We start from the raw sequence: 23,870 nt of genomic DNA on the forward strand, positions 1-23,870 counted from the left end.
GCCAGAGATTTTTGAGCGTCGAGAAGGTCTCGCCCCGGTCGCCGGAGACGCGGGGGTTGCTGGTATCGGCCAAGATCGTCCTTCCGGGGCCGGCTTGCGGGCCGCCAATGTCCCGCCGACGCGCAATGACGGAAGGACGGCTGCCTACCGGGATCACGCGTCGACGCAAAGAAAGAGCGGGATGATGATCGCAGACATCCCGGGGTCACTCTGGAAGCGATCTAAGACTTTCGGGCGAAAAGATCGACCGGTCATTTCCGCCGGCGACTTCGCGACCGCGTGATTTTGCGAATTTGCGCGCCGGCCGGCCGTGGTCCCGGGGCCGCAGCGAGGCCTGCGGGAAAGACACGCGGGAGCATCGGCACCACATCGGCGGGGGCGCGTCGCCGCCCGCCAATGTCGGCAGTGCGCGATCTACCTCAGAGGCGGGATCAGTCGACGGCCGTCGCGGCGTTCGAGCGGTTTTCCTCCGGCATGCGGAAGACCTGGCCGGGATAGATCAGGTTCGGATCGCGGATCTGGTCGCCATTGGCGAGATAGATCACCGTATAGCGGCTGCCGGCGCCGTAGGTGTCCCGCGAGATCCGCCACAGCGTGTCGCCCTTGCGGATGATCACCCGCGACGCCTTGGAGGCGGCCAGCGCCGGCTGGCGGCGCGTGGGGACGCGGCCGGACTTGTCGGCGGTGACGACACCGCCCTGCTGCGCCGCCGCGTCGAAGGCCTCGCCCCCCGGGCTGTTTGCATCGACGGAAGCGGGGGGCTCGGCGGAGGTTTCGGCCGTGCGGGTATCTGCCTGTTGCGTCACGTCGGAGGGCGAGGTTCCGCTCGGCCCGCCCGCCGCCTTCTCACCGCCGCCCTGGCTCGGCGGGGTCACGTCTGAGCTCGCGATACCGGTCTGGCTCGAAGCCGAAGCGGCCTGGTCATCGCCACCTGCCGGCGCGCGGGTCCCTTCGCTGGAGGCGATGTCCCGAGACGAAGCATCGCCGACCGACCCGGACGAGGGCTGCCGGTCGTCACCCAGCCGCGCCGCCAGATTGGCGTCCGTCTCGTCGGTGGATGGCGACGTCGCGGCGACCTTCGCGTCACCGTCCGATGGCGTGGCTTCCTGCACTGCCGGCGTTTCGGCCGGCGCGGTCGCGACGCCCGGGCGCTCCTCGCGACCGCCACTTTCGGCTTGCCGTGTCGCGGGAGAGGCCTGCGGCTTAGAAGAGAGAGCGGCCGTCGTCTCGCGGTCTTCCGCCTCGCCGTCGCTCGACGCGGTGTCGTCGGACTGCGCGACCTTCGAGCTGGCCGACGCTGCGGCGGTATCGGTACCCCTCTCGGTCTCAGTCTGGGGCTCGGCTGGCGACGTCGTACCGGACGGTGCCGCGGCCGCGGTGCTGGTTCCAGTCTCGGCCTTCGGCGTCTCGCTAGCCAACTTCTGCGTCTCGTCCGCAGCGCCGGCTTCGCCCTCCTTGGGCGATGCCTCGGCCGGCTGCTTCGCCGCCGCTTCGGGTTGAGACGTCGGCTCGTTCTCGGCGACGGCGGCGAGCGACGAACCCTGCGGCCGGAAGAACGGCACCTCGACGCGGGCGGCGACGGTGTCCTCGCCGGGGAGCTGGTCGACGCGGATCATGTGGTCGCCGACGGCTAGCTGCTGATCGGTCGAGACCACGAAGCGGCCGTTGCGATCGGCGACGCCGACGGCGAAAGGCTGGTTGTCGACATAGACGCGGAACCGCGTGCCCGGCTCGGCAGAGCCCGCGACGAACATCCGGCCGTCGTCGATCTCGACCGCCTCGACGCGGAGTTCGGCCGTCCTGGCGCCAGCCTCCGGCTCGGCGCTCGCGGTTTTCGTCGCGGCGGGCGTCGAACCGCCTTCTGGCGTCGCTCCGGCATCCGGCTCGGCGCTCGCAGTTCTTGTCTCGGACGGCATCGCGCCGTCTTCCGCCGGCTGATCATTCTCCCTCGCTTCGCTTGCCGGCTGCTGCGCCGCAGGCGCTTCACCGCTCTCGCTGGTCGGCTGAGCCTCGGACTGTGCAGCCCCGGCATCGCTCGCGGCTAGGTCATCGGCGGCTGAGGGTTCGGCCTCGCCTGCCTCGCCGGCCTGCGGGGTCCCGGCGGCACCATTCGCGGCTTCGGGTCCAGCTTCCTTCGCGGCTTCCGGCGTTTCGGGGGTCGGAGCGGGCGTCTGCCCGCCTGTTTGCGATGCCTCCGGTGCGGCCGGCGCCGGCTCGGCGCTGGGCGTCGTCGACATGTCTGGGGCTGCGCTCGGCGCAGCCGTCGGTCCGGTCGGCGTCTCGATCAGCCGGGTCGCCTCGCCGGGCTTTTCGATCATCGCCAGGAGTTCGTCCGACTGGCCGTTCTCCGGCACCGATACGACGGCGGTCTCGCTGGAGAGCTTGTCCTTGCCGCTCTCGTCCTTCGACTGGATCTGGATCGAGTGGTCGCCCGGCTTCAGCGGCTGGTCGAGGACGATGACAAAATCGCCGTCCCGCGTCGCCTTGTCGCTGCCGAGCGTGGTCTCGCCGTCGCGCAGCGTCACGGTGCTGTTCGGTGCAGAGCGGCCGGCAACGAGGGTCGAACCGTCCGGCTCGACGCGCAGGACGTCGAAACGCGGCTCGTCGCCGGTCTCGCCGGCGGCAGTCGTCGTCGCGGGTTCGGAGGCCGGCGCTTCAGCGACGTCGCTCGCGGCGGACGGCTCGCCCGGCTTCGCATCTTCCGGCATTGCAGCGGTCTCTGCGCCCTTCTGCGTGTCGGCCGCCGCTTCTTTTGTGGCAGGCGCCCCGGCTCCATCCTCCTGTTCGCCCGCCGCCATCTGAGTCGCTGAGGCATTCCCGTCGGCAGATCTACCTGTGCGATTCGCCTCGCTCGGCTTCTCCGTTTCGCCGGCTTCACCACCCGACATCGTGGTGGTCCCACCATCAGCCGAGGTGCCCGGCTCCGAAGTGTCCGGCTGGCGGCCGGTCTTGCCGGGGGCGATCTGGTCGACCGAGGTCCCCGACCCGGCGACGTCCGGCGAGATTCCGGTGGCATCGGGAGAGGTCGGCTGCTGCGACGGCGATGCCATCGTGCCGTCGGCCTTTGCTTCCGCCGGGCTCTCCGCGGGGGCGAGCGGTGTCGGCTCGCTCGCCTTCGTCACGTCGCTGCCGCTCTCGGCTGGTTCGCCGGCCCGGGCCGTTTCAGCGCCAGCCGCCCCAGGCTTCGGCGCATGGGCGCCCTTGGCGGCGACGCGGTTGCCGGTCTCCCGCCCCGCCGTACTGGTGGGCGTCGTCGCCGCATCGCCGGACATGCCGGTCGTCTCGACCTTGGCTTCGCCCGAGGGGGCCTCGCCACGATCGGCGATCCGCAACCGCTCGGAATTCAGCATGTCCCAGTAGCCGGCGACGATCGCCGCCAGAAGCACGAGACAGAAGAGGACGATACCGAGGGCTCTGCGCTGCATGTCACCGCTCAATCAGGGCGGCATGGAACGCGCCGCGAAAAAATGTCGTCTGACAGAGCTTGACATTTAACCAACCAAGGCTTGCGCCACAAGCATTCGCTCGGCCTGGGGGCCAGCCGGCCAGGGGCTTGTCCACCGCCGTGGATGGAAGGGGCCCGGCAATCCTCAGGAAGCCGATGGCGTCCCTCCATCAAAGGCCGGCGGCGACCCCCGATCGAGAAGGCGGCGAACAAGGCCGGCCCGAATCATTTCCCCCTGCCGCCCGGTGCTGCGCCCGCTTTCTGCAGCATCGCAGGAAAAGACGGGAATTGACTTTTGCGCCATCGCCTTCCTATAAGCGCCCAGCGAGCGGGCGGTGCTCCGCGCGATGATGAATTGCGCTCGGATGCCCGCGCCGGATTTCCGGACCACACATGACTGAAGGGCCCGCGTCCTGAAAACGCGCGGGATTAGACGATGAAGCGTACCTACCAGCCTTCGCGGCTCGTCCGCAAACGCCGCCATGGCTTCCGCGCCCGCATGGCGACGAAGGGTGGCCGCAAGGTCATCGCCGCGCGCCGGTCGCGTGGACGCAAGCGCCTGTCGGCCTGACGGAGCGTGTGGCGATCGCACGATCGCCGCTTATGGCCGCTGAAAAGCTCAGGAAGCGCGCGGAATTTCTGGCCGCGCGAAGGGGCCGTCGGCTGAACGGCCCATTTTTCTTCGTCGAGGCGCTGCGGCGCGCCGACGAGGGGCCGGCCCGCTTCGGCCTGACGGTGACCCGCAAGATCGGCAATGCCGTCGAACGCAACCGCATCCGCCGCCGGCTGCGCGAGGCGATCCGCATTTACGCCGAGGCTGACATGGTGCCGGGCATCGATTATGTGATCGTTGCGCGCCGCGAGGTGCTTTCGGCGCCGTTCGCCACCCTGTCAGAGGAATTGCGGAAACGCTTCTCCCGGATGGCCGGGCCAAACCAGAAGACGGACAGAAACGGCGAAGGCCGATCCGAGCGCCGATCGAGGTCTGATTGATGGAAAACAACCGCAACTTCATGGTCGCCATGGCGCTCTCCATTGCGGTTCTGATCGGCTGGCAATATTTCGTCGTCAGTCCGCGCATGGATTCGCAGCGCCAGGCCGCCGAGACCAGCCAGGCCGACCAGGGCTCGCTGCAGACGCCGCAGACGCCTGCCGGCACGAAGCAGGACGAGACGGTCGCCCCTGCGGGTCGCGAAAGCGTCATTTCCAGCCCGCAGCTGCCGGTGTCCGAGGATCGCCAGGCCGTCATCGCCGGCGGCAACCGCATCGCCATCGACACGCCGCAACTGTCCGGCTCGATCAATCTCAAGGGCGCCCGGATCGACGATCTGCGGCTGAAGAAGTATCACGAGACCGTCGAGGATTCCTCGCCCACCATCGTGCTTCTCTCGCCGGAGCAGCTTCCCAACGGCTATTTTACCGAGACCGGCATCATCGTCCCCGGCAAGGGCCCGGTGGTCGGCGCCTCGACCGAGTGGCAGGCGCCGGACGGCGCCAAGCTCACCCCCTCGACGCCGGTGACGCTGACGGCCAAGGCCGACGGCCTGACGGTGAACCGGACGATCTCGGTCGACGACAATTTCATGTTCACCGTCGAGGACGCCATCGTCAACGATGGCGGCGCACCGGTGAAGGTGTCGCCCTATGGCCGCGTCGTGCGGTACTCCAAGCCTGAGGTCGCCTCGGCCTACGTCCTCTTCGAGGGGCTTCTCGGCGTCTTCGGCGACGAGGGCCTGAAGGAAGTCAAATACTCCTCGATCGAGGAGGACCAGAAGGACCCGCAGCCGAAATCGACCGGCGGCTGGCTCGGTATCACCGACAAGTACTGGGCGACGACGCTGATCCCGGAGGGCTCCCGCCCCTTCAGCGGCCAGTTCCTCTACATGACCGGCCAGCGGCCGCACTATCAGAGCGAGTTCGTCGCCGATCCGATCGACGTCGCGCCGGGGCAGACGGCGACCTCGACCACCCGGACCTTCGCCGGGGCCAAGGTCGTCGACATCATCGACGGCTACGAGGACACGCTGAACGTCCGGCAGTTCGGCCAGCTGATCGACTGGGGCTGGTTCTACTTCATCACTCGGCCGATGTTCCATGTGATCGACTACATCTACAAGCTGCTCGGCAATTTCGGCCTGGCGATCATGGCCGTCACCGTTCTGCTCAAGCTCGTCTTCTTCCCGTTGGCCAACAAGTCCTACAAGTCGATGGCCCGGATGAAGACCGTCCAGCCGAGGATCATGGAGCTGCGCGAGCGCTTCAAGGACGACAAGCAGAAGCAGCAACAGGAGATGATGCGGATCTACAAGGAGGAGAAGATCAATCCGGCCGCCGGCTGCTGGCCGATGCTCATCCAGATCCCCGTCTTCTTCGCCCTCTACAAGGTGATCTACGTCACCATCGAGATGCGCCACGCGCCGTTCTTCGGCTGGATCCAGGATCTCGCAGCGCCGGATCCGACCTCGATCTTCAATCTCTTCGGGCTGATCCCGATCACCCTGCCGCATCTCCTGATGGTCGGCGTCTGGCCGCTCCTGATGGGCATGACGATGTTCGTCCAGATGCGGCTCAACCCGACGCCGCCGGACCCGGCGCAGCAGATGATCTTCACCTGGATGCCGGTGATCTTCACCTTCATGCTGGCCTCCTTCCCGGCCGGCCTGGTGATCTACTGGACCTGGAACAACACCCTGTCGATCATCCAGCAGAGCGTGATCATGAAGCGCAACGGCGCCAAGATCGAGCTGTGGGACAATCTGAAGGGTACCTTCCGAAGACGGGAGAAACCCTCGGAGGGCTGACCGGACCCCGGCGGGTTCGCCGCAAATGCATCCGGGTCGGCACGTTGCCGGCCCGTCTCCGCGGAAGGAGCCTGTCATGCACGGGCCATCGCCTGATACGCTCTATCCCCTGCCGGGCTATCCTCGCGCGGTCTTCCTGAAGAACGTCGTCACGCGTCCGAACATCATCGTCGGCGACTACAGCTACTACGACGATCCGGACGGTGCCGAACGCTTCGAAGAACGCAACGTGCTGCATCATTTCGACTTCTACGGCGACCGGCTGATCATCGGGCGCTTCGTCGCGATCGCTGCCGGCACGCGCTTCGTGATGAACGGCGCCAACCATGCCATGGGCGGGTTCTCGACCTATCCGTTCAACATTTTCGAGAGCGGCTGGGAGGCAGGTTTCGACATTTCCAGCTGGACCGGCCAGAGCCGCGGCGACACGCGGGTCGGCAACGACGTGTGGCTCGGCATGGAGAGCCTCGTCATGCCGGGCGTGACCATCGGTGACGGCGCCATCGTCGCTGCGCGTTCGACGGTGGTTTCGAACGTCGCCCCCTATTCGGTCGTCGGCGGCAATCCGGCGCGGGAGATCCGAACCCGCTTCGACCGCGCGACCGTCGCGCGGCTGCTCGCCGTCGCCTGGTGGGACTGGCCGGCCGACAAGATCACCCGCAACCTCGCCGCCATTCGCGGCGCCGACATCGAGCTTCTGGAGGCTGCCACATGAGCGCGGCAGAGCCTGGACAAACGCCCGCAAGCGAAGCCGACAGGCGCTTCTTCGCAAAGCCCTGGGTCTTCGTGCGCGGCGTGCCGGCGCTGAAGTTCCTGCCGCCCGAAGGCCCGCCGGAGATCGCCTTTGCCGGCCGGTCGAATGTCGGCAAGTCGTCGCTGATCAACGCGCTGCTTGGCCAGAAGGGCCTTGCCCGCACCTCCAACACGCCGGGCCGGACCCAGGAGCTGAACTTCTTCGTGCCCGACGGCTTCGGCTCGCCGGAGGCGGGGCTGCCGCCGATCGCCCTCGTCGACATGCCGGGCTATGGCTATGCCAAGGCGCCGAAGGAGCGGGTCGACGCCTGGACCGAACTGGTCTTCGACTATCTGCGCGGGCGCGCCAGCCTGAAGCGGGTCTTTTTGCTGATCGACGCCCGCCACGGCATCAAGGCCAAGGACGAGGAGGTGATGAAGCTCCTCGACAAGGCGGCGATGTCCTATCAGATCGTCCTCACCAAGACCGACAAGATCAAGCCGCCGGCGGTGGAAAAGCTCGTCGCCGAGACGATCGGGCAGATCAGGAAGCGGCCGGCAGCCTTTCCCGAGCTGATCGCGACGTCGTCGGAAAAGGGCGGCGGCATCGACGACCTGCGCGCCACGATCCTCGACCTGGCAGAGTAGCTTGCAGCATCGGCCCGAAAATCGGGATCGATTTTCGGAACGCACGATGCGGCAATTCAATAATACAGAGCGTCCTTTGTACGTCCATTCGGACGCACGGCGCTCTGAAGGCTGCGGCGGCTCGCCGCGGCCATCCGAAATCGACAGTGGTGACTAGAACAAATAAGGAACACACCGGAGGTGCCGGTGTTCCCGACCATTGCCGATCTGCGCCACAGGCGCCTGTGGCTCGAGGTGCGCTGCATCACCTGCCAGCACACGACCTTCCTGCCAGTCGGCCTGATTCCGCCGGGGCTGAAGCAGGACCTGCCGGTGCATCTGGCCGCGGCCTTCTTCCGCTGTCGCTGCGGCTCGAAGCAGCTTTCGACGCTGATGGTGGACCTCGACGCGGCGAAGCCGAAGCCGCCGGGCACGTGAAATTCAAATCGGGTGAGTCGCGCCGATGCGTTCGCAGGAAGCGCTTTCGCCGATGACGTCGGGCGCTGCTCGTTCTTCCTGGCGAGCACAGCGTCCCATTCGCGACAAATTTTGGGGCCCAAAAGCAAACGGGCCGGCGCGGTAGCCGACCCGTCGAGCGTTGTTCCGGTCTTCCGGGCTCAGTTCTTGTCGAGCCGGAAATCCTCGTGGCAGCCCTTGCAGTTCTGGGTGACCTTGCCGAACTGCTGCTTGAAGGCGTCGACGTCCTGCGGCGCGGCGTCGAGCGCCGCCTGGGTGTCTTCCTGATACTTCACCAGGGCCGCCTTGAACTCGTCCGGCTTTTCCCAGATCGCCGGAGCGGCCTCGGTCTTGCCGCCGGTCTTGGAATCCTCCGGGAAATAGTCGCCGAACTTCATCGCGACCTCGTGCATCTTGGTGAAGATCTCCGTCGCCTTGTCGGCGGAGAACTCCGCTTGCCCCTTCAGGATCTGGGCGCCGGCCTTGGTCGCCTTGCCGTTTTCCTCCATCAGGTCCTGGCGGGCCTTGATCGCGTCGAGGTTCTGGGCGATCGCCGGAACGGCGAAGGCCGCCGCGCCGCAGACGGCGAGAACGGCGAGGCTGAAGGGGCGGCTGTCGGTCATCTGGAAGCTCCTCGAAGGATCGCGGCAGGTTGGTTCCGGAACGAGTTGGAACATTTCCAGCCTGGGGCAACGGCAGGATGACGGTCGATGCGGTCACAAACAGTTTTTTGACGGCGTCGTGAGTGTTCGAAACGACGACGCCCCGGCATCGCTGCCGGGGCGTCAAGGATCTGTCGTCTTTCGGCGATCACGCCGGACCGCCCGAAATTCCGGCGGCGCGCGTCCGCGTCAGGCGGTCGCCTTTTCGTAGCATTCGAGGACGTAGTCCCAGTTCACCAGGCTGTCGACGAAGGCGGAAAGATATTTCGGCCGGGCGTTGCGATAGTCGATGTAGTAGGAGTGCTCCCACACGTCGACGCCGAGGATCGGCACGCCGCCATGGACGAGCGGGTTCTCGCCGTTCGGCGTCTTCATGATCTCGAGCTTGCCGTCCTTAACGGCCACCCAGGCCCAGCCGGAGCCGAACTGGCCGGCGCCGGCCGCCTCGAAGTCGGCCTTGAACTTGTCATAGCCGCCGAGATCGGAATCGAAGGCCGAGGCCAGCTTGCCGGGCAGGCTGGTGCCGCCGCCATTCGGCTTCATCCACTTCCAGAAGTGGATGTGGTTGTAGTGCTGGCCGGCATTGTTGAACAGCGCCTGGTCGGTGCCGTAGGACTTCTTGACGATCTCCTCGAGCGGCAGATCGGACATGCCGGCCTTCTCGGCCAGTTCGTTGCCCTTGGTCACATAGGCCTGGTGGTGCTTGTCGTGGTGAAACTCGAGAGTCTCCTTGGACATGTAGGGGCCCAGCGCGTCATAGGCGTAGGGAAGCTCGGGCAGTTCGAAGGCCATGGTCCGTCTCCTTCTGATGGGATTGGTCGAAGCGGGACGCCGCGCTGACGGCGCCCCGGCTTTGCCACGAACATAGGTGGCGATGATGGTCCGTCCACCGTCGGAAGCCGACGGCGGAGCGATGCCTGCGGGCCTCAGCCGGCCTTTTTCGCAAAGGCCATGTAGGCTTCGCGGGCCTCGCGATAGACCGGCCCGGGCTGCATCTCGCGGCCCTCGATCCGCTGCACGGGGACCACCTTGGAATGATTGCCCGTCGAGAAGATCTCGTCGGCATCCATGAAGTCGGCCACCGACAGGCTCTTTTCCACCACCTCCCGGCCGGCCTCGCGCAGAAGTCCGATCACCCGCTGGCGGGTGATGCCATTGAGGAAGCAGCCATTCGGGACCGGCGTGTAGACGACGCCGTCCTTGACGAAGAAGATGTTCGACGTGCCGGTTTCGGCGACGTTGCCGATCATGTCAAGGACGAGGGCGTTGTCGAAGCCGCGTTTCTTGGCCTCCATGATCGCCCGGCCGTTGTTGGGATAGAGGCAGCCCGCCTTGGCGAGCGTCGGCATCGTCTCCGGCGTCGGCCGGCGGAACGGCGAAACGGTGATCGAAAAGCCGGCCGGCTCGATCATCGGCGTCTCGTAGAGGCAGAGGCAGAACCGCGTCGTCTCGGGGTCGGCGGGAACGCCCATATAGCCGCCGCCCTCGGCCCAGTACATCGGCCGGATGTAGACTGCCGTTTCGCCGGAAAAGCCGTTCAGCCCTTCGCGGGCGAGCGCCTCGATCTCCTCGGCAGCGACGGTCGGCTTGAGGCCGAGCGCCTCGGCCGAGCGGTTGACGCGCTGGCTGTGGCGGTCGAGATCCGGCGCGACGCCGTCGAACCAGCGGGCGCCGTCGAAAACGGTCGAGCCGAGCCACATGGCGTGGCTCTTCGGGCCGATCAGCGCCGGGCTCCCCTCGTGCCAAGTGCCGTCGACGAAGGTGCGGGTGCGAAGCTCCGGCGAAGCGCCGTGCGACGAATGCGATGACATGCCGATATTCTCCTTTCGGGCCTCGCGCGAAAGCGGCCCTGCGGCGTCCTCCCGGCTGGCCGGGACGGCGTCCGGCCTCGGCGCGGCTGCCCATCGATCCGACCGGGGTAGCGCCCGCGACCCGACATTTCAATCGCCGGCGATATGGCGAGCGGTGCCCCCTGCCCCATTTTGCCAAAAGGACGCCCGCCGCCCACCCGGAAAAGGACATCGCCTTGCATTCAGTCTACGTCTTCGACGCCTATGGAACGCTTTTCGACACCGGCGCCGCCGTTGCCCGGCATGCCGAGACGCTCGGTGCGTCCGGCCGAGAGCTCGCCGAGGTCTGGCGTCGCAAGCAGCTCGAATATTCCTGGGTGCGCGGACTGATGGGCGACGCCAGCCGGAATTTCTGGGATCTCACCGAGGATGCGCTGGACTATGCCTTCCAGAAGGTCGGCGGCGTCGATCCGGCGCTGCGCGAGCCGCTGCTCGACGCCTATCGCGACCTCGACTGCTATCCGGAAGTGCCTTCGACTCTCCGGGCCCTGAAGGACAAGGAAGCGCGTGTCGCGATTCTCTCGAACGGCTCACGCGACATGCTCTCCCGCGCGGTCCGCTCGGCCGGTCTCGAGGATCTCGTCGACGAGCTCTTCTCGGCCGAGGACTGCGGCCAATACAAGACCGCGCCGGCGGTCTACGAGATGGTGACGACGCAGTACCGGATCTATCCCGACGCGGTCTCGTTCCAGTCCTCCAACCGCTGGGACATCGCCGGAGCGAATCGCTTCGGCTTCCACACCGTCTGGATCAACCGCAAGGGCGAGCCTGACGAATATCTCGACCTGCGACCGGACGCGATACTGCCCGATCTGAAGAACCTCGCCGGCAGGCTGTGAACGCCGCCCACCGCCCTCGGACGATATCGGCTGCCTGACCGGGTGATGATACGCGAAAGAGCCGCCGCCTCGTCCGGATCCGCAGCCGAGATGCCACACCGAACGCGAAAACACGGCGATTTCAAGCGTCTGTGATGCGGGAACCGAAGACGCGCACCATCGTTCGTGTAGAACAAATGGCAAGGATCGGCCCATAGAATGGCCGTATCCCACAAAAAAACGATAAGGCTGGAACTCATGGATCCCACCAAAGATCGGCTCGTGTCGCGGCGCGGCTTTCTGACGGTCGCCGGCCTCGGCGCCGTTGCTGCCGTGTCGGGCTGTTCGAGCGCCTCGCGGGCGCGCATCTCCTCGCTGACGGCGTTTTCCGGCGGCGGCAGCTACGGCAATCCCCGCTACAAGGCGATGTACGGCCGGATGGTCGACCACGGCGAGGTGATCCCGGCCGTCAACCTGTCGCGCGTCCCCGAGCGCTATCTGCGCCGCGAAGTCGCCGATCCGACGGGTGAAAAGCCGGGCACGGTGGTCATCGATACCAGCGCCAAATACGCCTATTACGTCATGCCCGGCGGCCGCGCGATGCGCTACGGCGTCGGCGTCGGCCGCGAGGGTTTCGGCTGGAGCGGCCGGGCCGAGGTGCGGGCGAAGAAAGTCTGGCCGACCTGGACCCCGCCGAAGGAGATGATCCAGCGCAAGCCGGACCTCGCAGAATATGCCAGCGGCATGCCCGGCGGCATCATGAACCCGCTCGGCGCCCGCGCGATGTATCTCTTCCAGGGCAATCGCGACACGCTCTACCGTCTGCACGGCTCGCCGGAATACTGGACGATCGGCACCAACGATTCGTCCGGCTGCATCCGTTTCATGAACCAGGACATCATCGACCTCTACGACCGCGTGAAGGTCGGCGCGCCCGTGCTCGTCCAGGCCGGCGCTTACGTCTGATCGATCCCGACAGTCGGATTTCAGAACACAGCGGGCGTCTTCGGGCGCCCGCTTTTTTTCATGCACGGTCGCCGGACGGGCAAGGCCTGCAGCCGGAGCAATGGCGTCCTACCGGTCCAACGCGCCCTTCCCCGCGAGAATGAGCGGGCGAAACTTGTCGATCCGGGCGATGCGGGTCTCGGATTTCTTCGCTGCGTTGAGATTGATGGCGTAGCTTCGCTGCCGCCCGGGTGTCAGGTTGTGAAATGCCTCGGCGAGTTCGAGATCGCAGTCGAGAGCATCGAGCAGTTCGCCAGGCAGGTCGATCTCCGGCTTCTCTTCCGCAGGCCTCAGTCCCGCCTTGGCATAGCCGATCGCCTCGTCGAGATAGGAGCGGATCACCGCTTCGCGCGCTGCCACGCCGTCATCGTCCAAAAAGCGGATCAGATTGGGATGCCGGCTGTTCGGTCCCGGGCGTTCGAGGACGCCTTCCGGATCCTTCATCAGGGCCGGATGGAAGAAGGTAATGCGGAAATCGTCGCGGAACGACCCGAGAAGGGCGATATTCCGCCCGTCATGCATATAGCAGGGATGGCCCCATTTGACCGTCTCGTCGAGCCCAGCTTCCCGGCAGATCCGGCGGAGTTCGCCGAGACCTCTAGCCCATCTGCGTGCCGAGCAGGCCGGCGTGGCGAAACGCTCGCAGCGCCCGCAGCCATCGGTGAAGAACGCTTCGATATCGGTGATCACGACACTCTCCTCGCGCCGCTGCCGCAGACCCCGGCCGCTCGCACCGGCGGCTTTGCCCGGACGCCAGAAAGATCAGGCGCCCTTCAGAATGCCCGGCTCAAAGCTCAGATGGCAAGTCGAGATCCGGCCACTTCGGGTGATTCGGATTGTCCTCGCCGGCAGGTGAGCGGTGCCAAGGAACCGGTTCTTCGCTGATCCCGTTGGCCTTCCATCGAACGATTCCAGCATTTGAGAGAAGTTTCGATGGAATACGACGTTGCCGCCTTTTCCGAGCTCTCCGACACCGGCCTCCACGAAGTCGAGGCCGGGGAGCTGAAGATCCTCCTCGCCCGCGATGACGAGACGGTCTTTGCCACAGGCGCCCATTGCAGCCACAAGGGCGCGCCACTGAAGAACGGCACGCGGATCGGCAACCAGGTGATCTGTCCCTGGCATCACGCCTGTTTCGGTCTCGAGGACGGCGCTCATGTCGAACCGCCGGGCCAGGGCTGCCTCGCCCGCTTCGAGACGAGGGTGGCAGACGGCCGGGTGCTCGTCGAGGTGCCCGACGGCGCCGGCGAGCACAGGCCGGAGGTCGAGCCTTCCGCCCGCCGGGCCGGCGGCGCGCGGATCTTTGCCATCGTCGGCGGCGGTGCTGCGGGTCTCGCCTGTGCGCAGGAGCTGGTGCGGCGGGGTTTCGACGGCCGCATCGTGATGTTCTCCGACGACGGCGAGACGCCCTACGACCGCACGGCGCTGTCGAAGACCTATCTGCAGGGCAAGACCGGCGACGACGGACTTCCCCTCGTCGGCGAGGGCGGGCTCGATGCGATCGGCGTCGAGCGCATTACCGAGCGCGTCGAGCGGATCGATGCGGCGAACCGTACGATCCACTTCGTCGGCAAGGACGGGGTGAACGAAGGGCTTGTCTACGACCGCTGCTTCGCCGCGCCGGGCAGCGATTCCGTCACCCTCCCGGTCGAAGGCGCCGATCTTCCGGGCGTCTTCACCCTGCGCAGTCATGACGACGCCAGGCGCATCAAGGCTGCCGCGGACAGCGCTCAAAACATCGTCATCGTCGGCTCCGGCTTCATCGGCATGGAGGCGGCCGCAGCCCTTGTCTCTATCGGCAAGTTGGTGACGGTCGTCTCCCAGGAGACGCTGCCCTTCGAGAGCAAATGGGGCGAAGCCGTCGCCGGCCAGATCGTCGGCCAGCACCGGGACAAGGGCGTCGACATCCGCACCAATACCGGCGTCACCGCGATCGCGGAAAAGCGCGGCGCCATCAGTGCCGTGCATCTGTCCAGTGGCGACGAGGTGCCGGCGGACATGGTGCTGATGGCGGTCGGCGCGAAACCGCGGCTTTCGATCTTCGGTGAGGCGGCCGAGGCCGCTGGCGGCGTCGAGGTCGGGCCTGACCTCTCCGTCGATGCGAGCCTCTTTGCCGGCGGTGACGTCGCGAAGTTCCCGCTGAACGGGCGGGGATATTCCGCCCGCATCGAGCACTGGCGCGTGGCAGAGCAACATGGCCGGCATGCCGCGCGGGCGATGCTCGGCGACAGCCTGCCCTTTGCCGGCGTGCCGTTCTTTTGGTCGGCGCAATACGGCCCCATCCACTATGTCGGCCATGCGAAGGACTATGAAGAGTGCCATATCGAGGGCGATCTCGCGGCCGCCAGCTTTACCGCCTTTTACGTCAAGGACGGCAAGGTGATCGCCGCTCTCGGCCGCGGCAAGGCGGACGTCACCGCCGATCTGCATGGCCTGATGATCATGTCCGATCCGACGCCGTCGAAGACCAGCCTCGAAGCGGCCGGCTGGCAGCCGAAGACGCTGCTCTGAGAGCGACTGCCCCATGGTGGCCGTCGGTCACGAGGTCGGCGGCGCCAGATGGCCTCACGGGGTCATGTCGTTCTCACGTGCAAGTGACTTCGAAGGGGTGCGGCGGCGACAAAAAAGCGGCATGGTCGAAACAAATCTCCGCCCTGCCCCGAAAGGCATGTCATGTCGCCTGCCTCATCGTCCAAGTTCCAGGCGCTCGACGACCTACTGCTTCGTGCCGTGGCAGGCGATGAAAAGGCCTATCGAGCGTTCCTGACAGATGCCGCCGTGATCGTCCGCCGTTTTGCGGCGAGTCGAATGCCACGCCATTCGGCCGGCTTCGACGTGGAAGACCTCGTCCAGGAAATCCTCCTGGCTGTGCATGCCAAGCGCCACACCTGGCGGCCCGGCGAGCCGGTTGCGCCATGGCTGTTCGCGATCGCCCGCTACAAGGCGATCGATGCCTATCGCCGCCGCGGCAAGCGGATCGAGATCGACATCGCCGAAATGGGCGACGTCTTCGAGGATCCGGCCGGGGCGCCGACGGCGGTTGCCCACGACGTCGGACGGGCGGTCGCTTCGCTCGCCGGCCGGCAGCAGGCGGTGGTCTCCGCGCTGTCGGTGGAGGGCAAGTCGATCAGCCAGACCGCGCGCGACCTCGACATGAGCGAGGGCGCGGTGCGGGTGGCGTTTCACCGGGGGCTCTCGACGATCGCCAGGAAGTTCGGAAGAGATTGATGCAGACCGACGAACTGATCGCCGAACTGGCGGGAAATGCGGGGAGGCAGGAGAGCGGCTTCGTGCTGCCGCTTTGGGCCGCGGTGGTGATCTCGCCGCTTCTGGCCTTTGCCGTCTTCATGCCGCTGCTGGGGCCCCGGGCGAATTTCCTCACCTCCTTCGGCGCCCTGCGCTTCGACATGAAGTTCGTCACCACCGGGCTCCTCGCCATCACCGCGCTCGGCGTGCTCGTGGCGCTGGCGAGGCCGGCGCGGCCGTGGCGACGGCTTGCGACAATGCTGGTGGTGCCGGTGGCGGTGCTCGTCGCTGCGGTGGCTGTGGAACTTGTCGTCGTTCCGCAGCAGCTGTGGGAGACGCGGGCGCTCGGCGAAAATGCGAGGAACTGCCTGATCGCCATCCCGACCATGGGCGCGCCGGTGCTGGCGCTGTTCCTGTTTGCCCTGTCGCGGCAGGCGCCGACGCGTCCGGCGCTCTCCGGCGGCATCGCAGGCCTTGCCGCAGCGGGCATTTCGGCGATCTTCTACGCTGCCCACTGCCCGGACGATTCGCCGCTCTTCGTGGCGATCTGGTATCCGCTGGCGACCCTGGTGCTGGTCACGGTGGGGGCCCTGGCGGGGTCGCGACTGCTGCGCTGGTAGCGCCACGCAGCCTCAGGCGCGGCCTTCCGGCTCCATCTGGCCGAAGGAGGGCATGCCGTCCCGGATGCGCGAAAGCACGCCGACAAAGGCCCGGGCGAAGCCGTGAAACCGGTCGCCGATCTCCTCGCGGTCGGCCACCCGGATCGCATCGCCTTCGGCGTTGAGCACGGCGAAGAACACCCGGCCATGACCTTCGCCGGCCTCGCCCATGTGGATGGCGGCGATCTCGCTCGCATCCTCAAAGGAGCCGTCCGCCGGCATGGCGAAGAGGAATTCGCCGCCGATCATGTCGGCAGCCCGCCGCACGCAATCCTCGAAGCTGGTCTCGCCGATGTCGCTGGCGCCGAGCGCCAGCTCGAATTCCACAGCCTCGACGCCCTCGCCCGCCTCGAACGGACCCATCTCCACCGCGTGATCCATCTGCATGACGAACTCCCTGTCATTTCGTCCCTTGCAGCGGTTGTGACGGCGGGAAATGTCCAAACTTTGTCCGAGGCTGTGGCACTGGACAATGGCTCGCCGTTCACGACACACTATGTGCAACGAAGGGACGTGGCCGGGGAGGAACGGCGTCGCGTCCGCAAGGACCTGGGAGGAGTTGCTGATGCGCGGATTGATGCAGGACTGGCCCCTGCTCTGTTCGAAGGTGATCGACCACGCGGCTGAGGAGCATCCGCTGCGCGAGGTGGTCAGCCAGTCGGTCGAGGGACCGATGCACCGCACCAACTATCGCGAAGTGCGCGAGCGGGCCCGCAAGATCGCCCAGCTACTGGAGCGCGAAGGCTACCAGCTCGGCGATCGCATCGCCACCATGGCCTGGAACACCTGGCGCCATCTCGAATGCTGGTACGGCATCACCGGCATGGGGGCGGTCTACCACACGCTCAATCCGCGGCTGTTTCCCGAACAGCTCGTCTGGATCATGAACGACGCCGAGGACAGGCTGCTCTTCGTCGACCTCACCTTCCTGCCGTTGGTCGAAGCGCTCGCCGCCAAGGTGCCGAGCCTCAAGAAGGTGGTCGTGCTGACCGACGCCGAGCACATGCCCGAGACCGAGCTTCCCAATGCGGTTGCCTATGAAACCTGGCTCGAGGGCGCCGACGGCGACTTTGCCTGGCGGGAGCTCGACGAGAACACCGCTGCCGGCATGTGCTACACCTCGGGCACGACGGGCAATCCGAAGGGCGTTCTTTATTCCCATCGCTCCAACGTTCTGCATTCGATGATGGCGCAGTCACCGGACGCGATGAACATCTCGTCCTCCTCCCGCATGCTGCCGATCGTGCCGTTCTTCCACGCCAATGGCTGGGGCATCGCGCTGACGACACCGATGGCCGGCTCGGCGCTGGTCATGCCCGGGCCGAAGATGGACGGGGCGTCCATCTACCGGATCCTCACCGAGGAACGCGTCACCTGCACGGCGGCCGTGCCGACCATCTGGCTGATGCTTCTGCAGCATCTGGAGGCCCATGGCGGCGAATTGCCGGATCTGGAGCGGGTGATCATCGGCGGTTCGGCCTGCCCGCGGCGGGTAACCGAGGCGTTCCAGAACCGCTATGGCGCCCAGGTCGTGCACGCCTGGGGGATGACCGAGATGAGCCCGCTCGGAACCCTCTGTGCCATCAAGCCGGAATATGCCGGGCTGACCGGCGACGACCTCCTCGCCATCGAGGACAAGCAGGGTTTTCCGCCATTCGGCGTCGAGATGAAGGTGACCGACGACGCCAATGTCACCCTGCCGCGCGACGGCAAGACCTTCGGCCGCCTGAAGGTGCGCGGACCGTCGGTCGCCAAGGCCTATTACAAGAACCAGGGAGCCGAGCTCTTCGACGAGGAGGCCTGGTTCGACACCGGCGACGTCGCCCATATCGACCAGCACGGCTACATGCAGATCACCGACCGGGCGAAGGACGTCATCAAGTCCGGCGGCGAATGGATCTCCTCCATCGAGATCGAGAACATCGCCGTCGGCCATCCGGACGTCGCCGAAGCCGCCGTCATCGGCCTTGCCCATCCGAAATGGGACGAGCGGCCGCTGCTCATCTGCGTCAAGCGCGAAGGGCACAACCCCAGCAAGGCGGACGTCCTCGGCTTTCTGGAGGGCAAGATCGCCAAATGGTGGATGCCGGACGACGTTGTCTTCGTCGAGGAGATCCCCCACACGGCGGCGGGCAAGATCCGCAAGACGGCGCTGCGCGAGGAGTTCAAGAGCTACGTGCTGCCGACGGCGTGACCTTCGAACCCGGGCCGACGACCGTCACGCGCGGTGGCGGGTCACCATGCCGTCGACTGCGGGCGGGCGTTCGCAGCGCTCGGTCCGCCATGGCTCGGATGTCGCGGAAAAGCGTTTCCCCGGTCCTCGATGATGGGCTAACATCCGGCCGATGATCGCCTTCGGACCCTTTTGATGAGCATGGCCTTCGCCAATCTGCCCGTGAGCGGACACTATGTCCGCAAGCGCCTGCGGCTTGCGGGCTTTGCCCGCTGGCTGGCGCTCCTGGCGATCGTTCTCGTCGTCGTCGGTTTTGCGATCTTCCGGCTCGGCGGCGTCGACCCGCAGGCGCTGGCGGGTCTCCTCCTGCTCGCTGCGGCGCTCGCGGCAATCGCCTTCGCCATCTCGGTCTGGGGGCTGATGCGGGTCTGGGTCTCCGGCCTGATCGGTGGCGGCAAGGCGATCGGCGCCTTCACCATGTCGCTCCTCGCCCTCGCCCCCTTCGGTTTCGCCGCCTGGCTGGCGGTCGAAAATCCCCGCGCCAACGTCGCCTATACCGAGGGGATGGAGCCGGACGCCGTCGCCGAGGTGATCGATGCGCCAGGCCACGCCCTGCCGCGCTGGCAGCGGGCGATCAGCGCCGAGGATCCGCCGAGCATCGTCACCGGCCGGCGCTATCTCTCGGCCGCTCCGGAGATCTACAAGGCCGCCAGGCTGGTTCTTTCCGACAAGGGCTGGAAGGTCGATGCGGTGACGGTCGGCGATCCCAACGAGGCCGCCGACGAGGATGCGAGCGGCGATCTCGGTGTCAGCGGCACGATCGGCATTCCGATCCCGACATCGCGGGCCGAAGCCGAGCAGCTGAGCGCCGCCGATCTTGCCGGCACCAGGGACAGCGACCAGTACCGCATCGACGCGACGGCCCGCGATTTTCTGCTCGGCCTGCCGAGCGCGGTGGTGATCCGCATCGTCGAGGATGGTGCCGAGACCTTTGTCGACGCGCGCTCGACTTCCCGCGAGATGGAGATCGATTTCGGTCAGAACCGGCGCTTTCTCGAAGGCTTCTTCACCGATCTCGACGCCGCCCTGGCCGGCCAGGTCTCGACCGGCTCCTGACATCCCCCGAGAGAACCTTTCTACCCCGCCGGACGATAGGTGCTGTCGCCGTCGCCAATGGCCTCTTCGACGACACGGCCGCGTTCGACGAGATCGGTCAGATGCGACAGCACCGAGAGCCCCGCGGCGCCGACGAGACGCGGATCGAGCCCCGGATAGGTGGCGGCGACGATCGCCGCGATCGTCCGGTCGCCGGCCTCGAGTCGCTTCAGGATGGCCGCCTCGCGCATCCGCCGGTGGTGGATCAGCCCGCGCAGGAACGGCACCGGCCGCTCCACCGGCCCGCCATGGCCGGGAAGACAGCGGGTCTCGCCGCGCGTCAAAAGCTTCTCCAGCGAAGCCATGTAGTCGCCCATCACCCCGTCCGGCGGCGCGACGACCGTCGTCGACCAGGCCATGACGTGGTCGCCCGACAACAGGATCCCGTCAGCGAGGAGCGAGAGCGCCACATGGTCCGAGGCATGGCCGGGGGTCGCCACGACCTCGATCTCGCGCCCGGCAAGGCGAAGCGTCTCGCCATCGGCGAGATGGCGGGCATAGACGAGGCCGCCGGCGGGCGGCGCGTCGAGCGCGTTACCCTTGCTGTCGGCTCTCCCCGCCGCACCGAGAAGCGGCGCCGAGACCTCCTCGGCAAAGCGCATCGCCAGCGCCGAATGGTCCGAATGGCGGTGGGTGAGAAGCACCGCCTCGACGTCACGGCCGCCGACCGCGCCGAGCAATGCGCTGAGATGCGCATCGTCGGACGGACCGGGATCGACGACGAAGCAGCGCCCGCCGTCGCCGACGACGTAACTGTTGGTGCCCGTGAAGGTCATCGGCGAGGGATTGTTCGCCGTGACCCGCAGGATGCCCGGCGCGACCTCGACAGCGCTGCCGTGAGCGGGGTCGAAGGCGGTCGAGAATTCCGGCTCGGCGCCGGTGGCGGATGAATCGTCTGTCATGGGGAGATGTCTAGCAGGCAAAGCGCCGCGCTGCCCATATAGGGAACGAGCGGATGACCAGGTCGACGCGCGTCATCGGCAAGACTCGTTTTCCGCGCGAAGGCCGGCGAAGCACGGACATCTCGCCGGCTCGGGCTATTTCTCTCCCGAGCCGGCGAGTTCGAACACATCGACGGCAATCCGCTGCTTCTCGGCATCCACCCTGTCGTCATGCGGGGAGTCATAGGCGACGAGAAGCCTCGGACCCCTGTCCTCCGTCGCCTCCAGGACGGCGATGCCCTCCGCATGGTCCGAGCCGCGGATGGCGGGAAGGTCGAGGATCCGCCGCAGCGCACCGGAATGGTAGACCTGCCGGTCGGCGGAAAAATTCTCGATCGCGAAGACCGACTGCATGGCTTCGAGATCGGTGGTCGCGCCGGAGAGGATCAGGAGCCGGTCCTCCTGCCAGTTCATGTCGCGGATGCCCTGGCCGTTGAGATCGATGGCGTGTAGGGCATAGCGCTTGCCGTCCTTCAGCTTCACCGGCTTTAGAAATCCTTTGTCGGTGAGCTTCATCTCCATCCGCACGATCATCGCAAAACCGCCGACCACCGGACCGCGCAGGCCGAGAAGCACGGTGTCGCCCTTCACCGCGAGACCCTCGATGTCGAGACCGTTCTCCTTGCAGGGCAGATCGACGAAGGGGCCGATCAGCCGATCCTTCTTCAGCATCTTGCGGATCGGCGTCTTCTTCGAAGCGGTCATCTCGACCATCGCGACAGTCCGACCCGGCGTGCCGTCGAGCGGCTCGATCGCATCGACGAGATCGACCACCCCGTCACCCCGGTCGAGCAGCGGCACGCGGCCGAGGAATCCGCGATTGGAATCCCAGTCGACGTCCTCGAAATCGTCGATGTCGTCGTCGTCCGGGTCGTCGCGCTTCAGGGAATGTGACCCGCAGATCCAGAGATAGCCGTCCGAGATCGCGAGGCCCTCGATATCCATCTCGCCGGAGGGGCCGTCGGGCAGCTGGAAGCTCTGCCCGAGCACGAAATTCCTGTGCTCGCCGGCCGCCTTGCCATGCTCGTCGATCAGCACCCGCTCGACCGTCGACGTCTCGTCGCAGGTGCAGAAGATCGAGCGCCCGACGGCGGCGAGCGAGGAGACGTCCTGCCAGATCGGATCGCCGACGTTGGTCAGCTCGTCGTGATGGGCAAAGAAGAGGTCGAGCTTGTCGACGGGCTTGCGGTCCAGGGCGAAGCCGGCCTTCTCCTCGGCGCTGGCATGATCGGCAAGACGTGTCGGCCGGTTCTTCGCCATCGCTGCTCTTCCTCCTTCACCGTCCCGTCGAACACCGCCCTCGCGCTTTGGCTGTCTGTTAAAACTGCGCTTCCCCGGAAAAACGGCAAGGTGGACGGGACGGATCGCGACGCTGCAACTTGAGCCGGCTCCGGCGGTGGCAATATTTCCAGCGATCGCTTATCTCGATCGACAATATGGGATAAAAGCACAAGCGAGCGATGATCAGTCAGAAAGCGAAATATGCGCTGCGGGCCCTTCTGGCGCTGGCGCGGGCCGGCGACCGGGGACTGGTCACTGCCGAAATCGCCGAGACGCAGACGATCCCGCGCAAATTCCTCGAACAGATCCTGCTCGATCTTAAACGCGTCGGGATCGTCCACAGCCGACGGGGCAAGTTCGGCGGCTACTATCTGCTGAAGCCCGCGGACAACATCACCTTCGGCGAAGTGCTGCGGCTGATCGACGGCCCAATCGCGCCGTTGCCCTGCCTCAGCCGGATCGCCTATCGCCGCTGCGACGACTGCCGCAGCGAGCAGAATTGCGAGATCCGGCGGGTATTTGCCCACGTCGCCCAGTCTGCCCGCGACGTGCTCGACCGCACCACCATTGCCGACGCGCTGACCAGTCCCGGCAAGGCCGAGGCGCTGGCCGACTATTCCACCCAGCCAGCCTGAGGCCCGCCTCTGCGGATCCCACCGTCCCGGCGATGCGTCGATCCAACGACCCGAAGCATCCTATTGGACGCACGGCGCGCCAAATATCCGACCCTCCGCATCACGCTGGGCAAGTTCGATCACCGCCATTGGGTGACAAAGACGCGTTTCCTCGCGTGCTTTTGCTCGATGTGTAATCGCGCCGGCGACTGAATACACGTCTTCGACACCGTCCGACCGGCCTTTGCGGAGGGCTTCCGGCCCGTGCGGCATTGGCGTAACGACAGCCCGCGAGGGGTGTCACTAGGCTATCTCGGCGCCCTCTTGACAAACCCTACCGGATTAATGGAGATTTAATTTCGACTACTCCGGTCGAATTAAAAGGGTTTTGACATGAGCCATCGCATCAAGCCCATGATCGTCGCGGCCGCGGCCGCGCTCTGCATCGCCAAGGCCGCTCCTGCGGCGGACGTTCTGATGAACGTCTCCTACGATCCCACCCGCGAGTTCTACCGCGAATACAACGCCGCCTTCGCCGAAGAATGGCGGCGGACGGAGCATGGCGCAGTATCGGTGCGCATGTCCCACGGCGGCTCCGGCGCACAGGCGCGCGCCGTCATCGACGGGCTCGATGCCGACGTCGTCACCCTGGCGCTCGCGGCTGACATCGACGCCATTGCCAAGAAGACCGGCAAGATCCCGGTAAACTGGCAGGGCCAGCTTCCCGACAACAACTGCCCCTACTCCTCGACGATCGTCCTCCTCGTGCGCAAGGGCAATCCGAAGGGCATCAAGGATTGGGACGACCTGACGCGCGACGGCGTCGCGGTGATCACGCCGAACCCCAAGACTTCGGGTGGCGCGCGCTGGAACTTTCTCGCCGCCTGGGCCTATGCCGAGAAGAAGTTCGGCAGCGACGAAGCGAAGGTGAAGGACTTCGTCGGTGAGATCTACCGGCACGCACCGGTGCTCGATACCGGCGCCAGGGGTGCGACGACGACGTTCGTTCAGCGCGGCATCGGCGACGTGCTGATCGCCTGGGAGAACGAGGCCTATCTCGCCCTCGAACAGTTCGGCCCCGAGGAATTCGAGATCGTCACCCCGTCGATCTCGATCAAGGCCGAGCCGCCGGTCGCCCTCGTGGAGGGCAACGCCCGGAGCAAGGGCACCGAAGCGGTCGCGAAGGCCTATCTCGACTACCTCTATTCCCCGGCGGCGCAGGCGCTGGCGGCCAAGCACTTCTTCCGGCCGTCGCATCCCGAAAGCGCCGCACCGGAGGACATTAAGCGCTTCGGCAGCCTCGATCTCGTGACCATCGCCGATTTCGGCGGCTGGGCGAAGGCGCAGCCCCGCTTCTTCGGCGATGGCGGCGTCTTCGACCAGATCTACGAGCCGGCTCAGTGAG

Annotated in this window: 23 protein-coding genes; 15 read left to right on the top strand and 8 right to left on the bottom strand. The window is 66.3% G+C overall.

Going from position 1 to position 23,870, the window contains the following annotated elements:
* Nucleotides 1-431: 431 nt before the first annotated feature.
* The gene (locus E3C22_RS07440; protein ID WP_134761375.1) at nucleotides 432-3,425 is read right to left on the bottom strand and encodes a LysM peptidoglycan-binding domain-containing protein; all 2,994 of its coding nucleotides are present in this window, start codon (nucleotides 3,423-3,425) and stop codon (nucleotides 432-434) included.
* Between the two features lie 456 nt (nucleotides 3,426-3,881).
* Between E3C22_RS07440 and rpmH the strand changes: the two genes are divergently transcribed.
* The 6 genes from rpmH (at nucleotide 3,882) to E3C22_RS07470 (ending at nucleotide 8,043) form a co-directional block, all read left to right on the top strand.
* Nucleotides 3,882-4,016, top strand: a complete 135-nt coding sequence (rpmH, locus tag E3C22_RS07445; protein WP_084410411.1) for a 50S ribosomal protein L34 — start codon at nucleotides 3,882-3,884, stop codon at nucleotides 4,014-4,016.
* A gap of 32 nt (nucleotides 4,017-4,048) precedes the next feature.
* Entirely contained in the window at nucleotides 4,049-4,438 is a 390-nt protein-coding gene (rnpA, locus tag E3C22_RS07450) for a ribonuclease P protein component (RefSeq protein WP_134761845.1), read from the top strand.
* Nucleotides 4,438-6,246 (top strand): membrane protein insertase YidC, encoded by a 1,809-nt coding sequence (gene yidC, locus E3C22_RS07455; RefSeq protein WP_134761376.1) that lies wholly within the window; start codon nucleotides 4,438-4,440, stop codon nucleotides 6,244-6,246. The genes rnpA and yidC overlap by 1 nt, the downstream gene beginning before the upstream one ends.
* Nucleotides 6,247-6,322: 76 nt before the next feature.
* Entirely contained in the window at nucleotides 6,323-6,961 is a 639-nt protein-coding gene (locus tag E3C22_RS07460) for a CatB-related O-acetyltransferase (RefSeq protein WP_134761377.1), read from the top strand.
* The gene (gene yihA / locus E3C22_RS07465; protein WP_134761378.1) at nucleotides 6,958-7,626 is read left to right on the top strand and encodes a ribosome biogenesis GTP-binding protein YihA/YsxC; all 669 of its coding nucleotides are present in this window, start codon (nucleotides 6,958-6,960) and stop codon (nucleotides 7,624-7,626) included. Before E3C22_RS07460 ends, yihA begins: the two co-directional genes overlap by 4 nt.
* Before the next feature lie 186 nt (nucleotides 7,627-7,812).
* Nucleotides 7,813-8,043, top strand: a complete 231-nt coding sequence (locus E3C22_RS07470) for a hypothetical protein (protein ID WP_134761379.1) — start codon at nucleotides 7,813-7,815, stop codon at nucleotides 8,041-8,043.
* 179 nt (nucleotides 8,044-8,222) lie between these two features.
* Here E3C22_RS07470 and E3C22_RS07475 read toward each other — a convergent pair whose 3' ends face one another.
* The 3 genes from E3C22_RS07475 to E3C22_RS07485 all read right to left on the bottom strand — a co-directional run bounded on the left by E3C22_RS07475 (nucleotide 8,223) and on the right by E3C22_RS07485 (nucleotide 10,534).
* Nucleotides 8,223-8,684: a c-type cytochrome gene (locus tag E3C22_RS07475; protein WP_245514829.1), complete on the bottom strand. Its 462-nt coding sequence runs from the start codon at nucleotides 8,682-8,684 to the stop codon at nucleotides 8,223-8,225.
* Between the two features lie 228 nt (nucleotides 8,685-8,912).
* Nucleotides 8,913-9,515: a superoxide dismutase gene (locus E3C22_RS07480; protein ID WP_134761381.1), complete on the bottom strand. Its 603-nt coding sequence runs from the start codon at nucleotides 9,513-9,515 to the stop codon at nucleotides 8,913-8,915.
* 134 nt (nucleotides 9,516-9,649) lie between these two features.
* Nucleotides 9,650-10,534 carry a branched-chain amino acid aminotransferase gene (locus E3C22_RS07485; protein ID WP_134761382.1) on the bottom strand — a complete coding sequence of 295 codons (885 nt, stop codon included), beginning with the start codon at nucleotides 10,532-10,534 and terminating at the stop codon, nucleotides 9,650-9,652.
* Nucleotides 10,535-10,749: 215 nt separating this feature from the next.
* On the opposite strand from E3C22_RS07485, the gene E3C22_RS07490 reads away from it, so the two are divergent.
* Together E3C22_RS07490 and E3C22_RS07495 are read left to right on the top strand one after the other, a co-directional pair.
* Nucleotides 10,750-11,412, top strand: coding sequence for a haloacid dehalogenase type II (locus E3C22_RS07490; protein WP_245514831.1), 663 nt, complete (start codon nucleotides 10,750-10,752; stop codon nucleotides 11,410-11,412).
* A 237-nt stretch (nucleotides 11,413-11,649) separates the two neighbouring features.
* A complete protein-coding gene (locus tag E3C22_RS07495) occupies nucleotides 11,650-12,357 on the top strand; it encodes a L,D-transpeptidase (RefSeq protein ID WP_134761384.1) in 708 nt (235 codons plus the stop codon).
* A gap of 108 nt (nucleotides 12,358-12,465) precedes the next feature.
* Here E3C22_RS07495 and E3C22_RS07500 read toward each other — a convergent pair whose 3' ends face one another.
* On the bottom strand, nucleotides 12,466-13,086 hold the full coding sequence (locus E3C22_RS07500) for a YdeI/OmpD-associated family protein (protein ID WP_134761385.1): 621 nt from the start codon (nucleotides 13,084-13,086) through the stop codon (nucleotides 12,466-12,468).
* Nucleotides 13,087-13,329: 243 nt separating this feature from the next.
* Here E3C22_RS07500 and E3C22_RS07505 point away from each other — a divergent pair, with 243 nt between their 5' ends.
* The 3 genes from E3C22_RS07505 (at nucleotide 13,330) to E3C22_RS07515 (ending at nucleotide 16,262) form a co-directional block, all read left to right on the top strand.
* Complete coding sequence (locus E3C22_RS07505; protein ID WP_134761386.1) at nucleotides 13,330-14,907, top strand: FAD-dependent oxidoreductase; 1,578 nt, start codon at nucleotides 13,330-13,332, stop codon at nucleotides 14,905-14,907.
* Between the two features lie 162 nt (nucleotides 14,908-15,069).
* A complete protein-coding gene (locus E3C22_RS07510; RefSeq protein ID WP_134761387.1) occupies nucleotides 15,070-15,624 on the top strand; it encodes a sigma-70 family RNA polymerase sigma factor in 555 nt (184 codons plus the stop codon).
* Nucleotides 15,624-16,262 carry an NrsF family protein gene (locus tag E3C22_RS07515; RefSeq protein WP_134761388.1) on the top strand — a complete coding sequence of 213 codons (639 nt, stop codon included), beginning with the start codon at nucleotides 15,624-15,626 and terminating at the stop codon, nucleotides 16,260-16,262. The genes E3C22_RS07510 and E3C22_RS07515 overlap by 1 nt, the downstream gene beginning before the upstream one ends.
* Before the next feature lie 12 nt (nucleotides 16,263-16,274).
* Here the strand turns inward: E3C22_RS07515 and E3C22_RS24440 are convergent, their stop codons facing one another.
* Nucleotides 16,275-16,688, bottom strand: a complete 414-nt coding sequence (locus E3C22_RS24440) for a hypothetical protein (protein WP_167591682.1) — start codon at nucleotides 16,686-16,688, stop codon at nucleotides 16,275-16,277.
* Between the two features lie 178 nt (nucleotides 16,689-16,866).
* Here E3C22_RS24440 and E3C22_RS07525 point away from each other — a divergent pair, with 178 nt between their 5' ends.
* Together E3C22_RS07525 and E3C22_RS07530 are read left to right on the top strand one after the other, a co-directional pair.
* Nucleotides 16,867-18,495 (top strand): long-chain-fatty-acid--CoA ligase, encoded by a 1,629-nt coding sequence (locus tag E3C22_RS07525; protein WP_134761389.1) that lies wholly within the window; start codon nucleotides 16,867-16,869, stop codon nucleotides 18,493-18,495.
* Nucleotides 18,496-18,669: 174 nt separating this feature from the next.
* Nucleotides 18,670-19,590, top strand: a complete 921-nt coding sequence (locus tag E3C22_RS07530; RefSeq protein ID WP_134761390.1) for a DUF1499 domain-containing protein — start codon at nucleotides 18,670-18,672, stop codon at nucleotides 19,588-19,590.
* Between the two features lie 20 nt (nucleotides 19,591-19,610).
* Here E3C22_RS07530 and E3C22_RS07535 read toward each other — a convergent pair whose 3' ends face one another.
* Both E3C22_RS07535 and E3C22_RS07540 read right to left on the bottom strand, forming a co-directional pair.
* Nucleotides 19,611-20,531, bottom strand: coding sequence for an MBL fold metallo-hydrolase (locus tag E3C22_RS07535; protein ID WP_134761391.1), 921 nt, complete (start codon nucleotides 20,529-20,531; stop codon nucleotides 19,611-19,613).
* Between the two features lie 135 nt (nucleotides 20,532-20,666).
* A complete protein-coding gene (locus E3C22_RS07540) occupies nucleotides 20,667-21,830 on the bottom strand; it encodes a DUF3616 domain-containing protein (protein ID WP_134761392.1) in 1,164 nt (387 codons plus the stop codon).
* A 200-nt stretch (nucleotides 21,831-22,030) separates the two neighbouring features.
* Between E3C22_RS07540 and E3C22_RS07545 the strand changes: the two genes are divergently transcribed.
* Both E3C22_RS07545 and E3C22_RS07550 read left to right on the top strand, forming a co-directional pair.
* Nucleotides 22,031-22,486 carry an RrF2 family transcriptional regulator gene (locus tag E3C22_RS07545; protein WP_134761393.1) on the top strand — a complete coding sequence of 152 codons (456 nt, stop codon included), beginning with the start codon at nucleotides 22,031-22,033 and terminating at the stop codon, nucleotides 22,484-22,486.
* 372 nt (nucleotides 22,487-22,858) lie between these two features.
* On the top strand, nucleotides 22,859-23,869 hold the full coding sequence (locus tag E3C22_RS07550) for a sulfate ABC transporter substrate-binding protein (RefSeq protein ID WP_134761394.1): 1,011 nt from the start codon (nucleotides 22,859-22,861) through the stop codon (nucleotides 23,867-23,869).
* The last annotated feature ends 1 nt before the right edge of the window (nucleotide 23,870 follow it).

Origin of the sequence: Jiella endophytica (genome assembly GCF_004519335.1) — a bacterium.
Classification (GTDB): Bacteria; Pseudomonadota; Alphaproteobacteria; order Rhizobiales; family Rhizobiaceae; genus Jiella; species Jiella endophytica.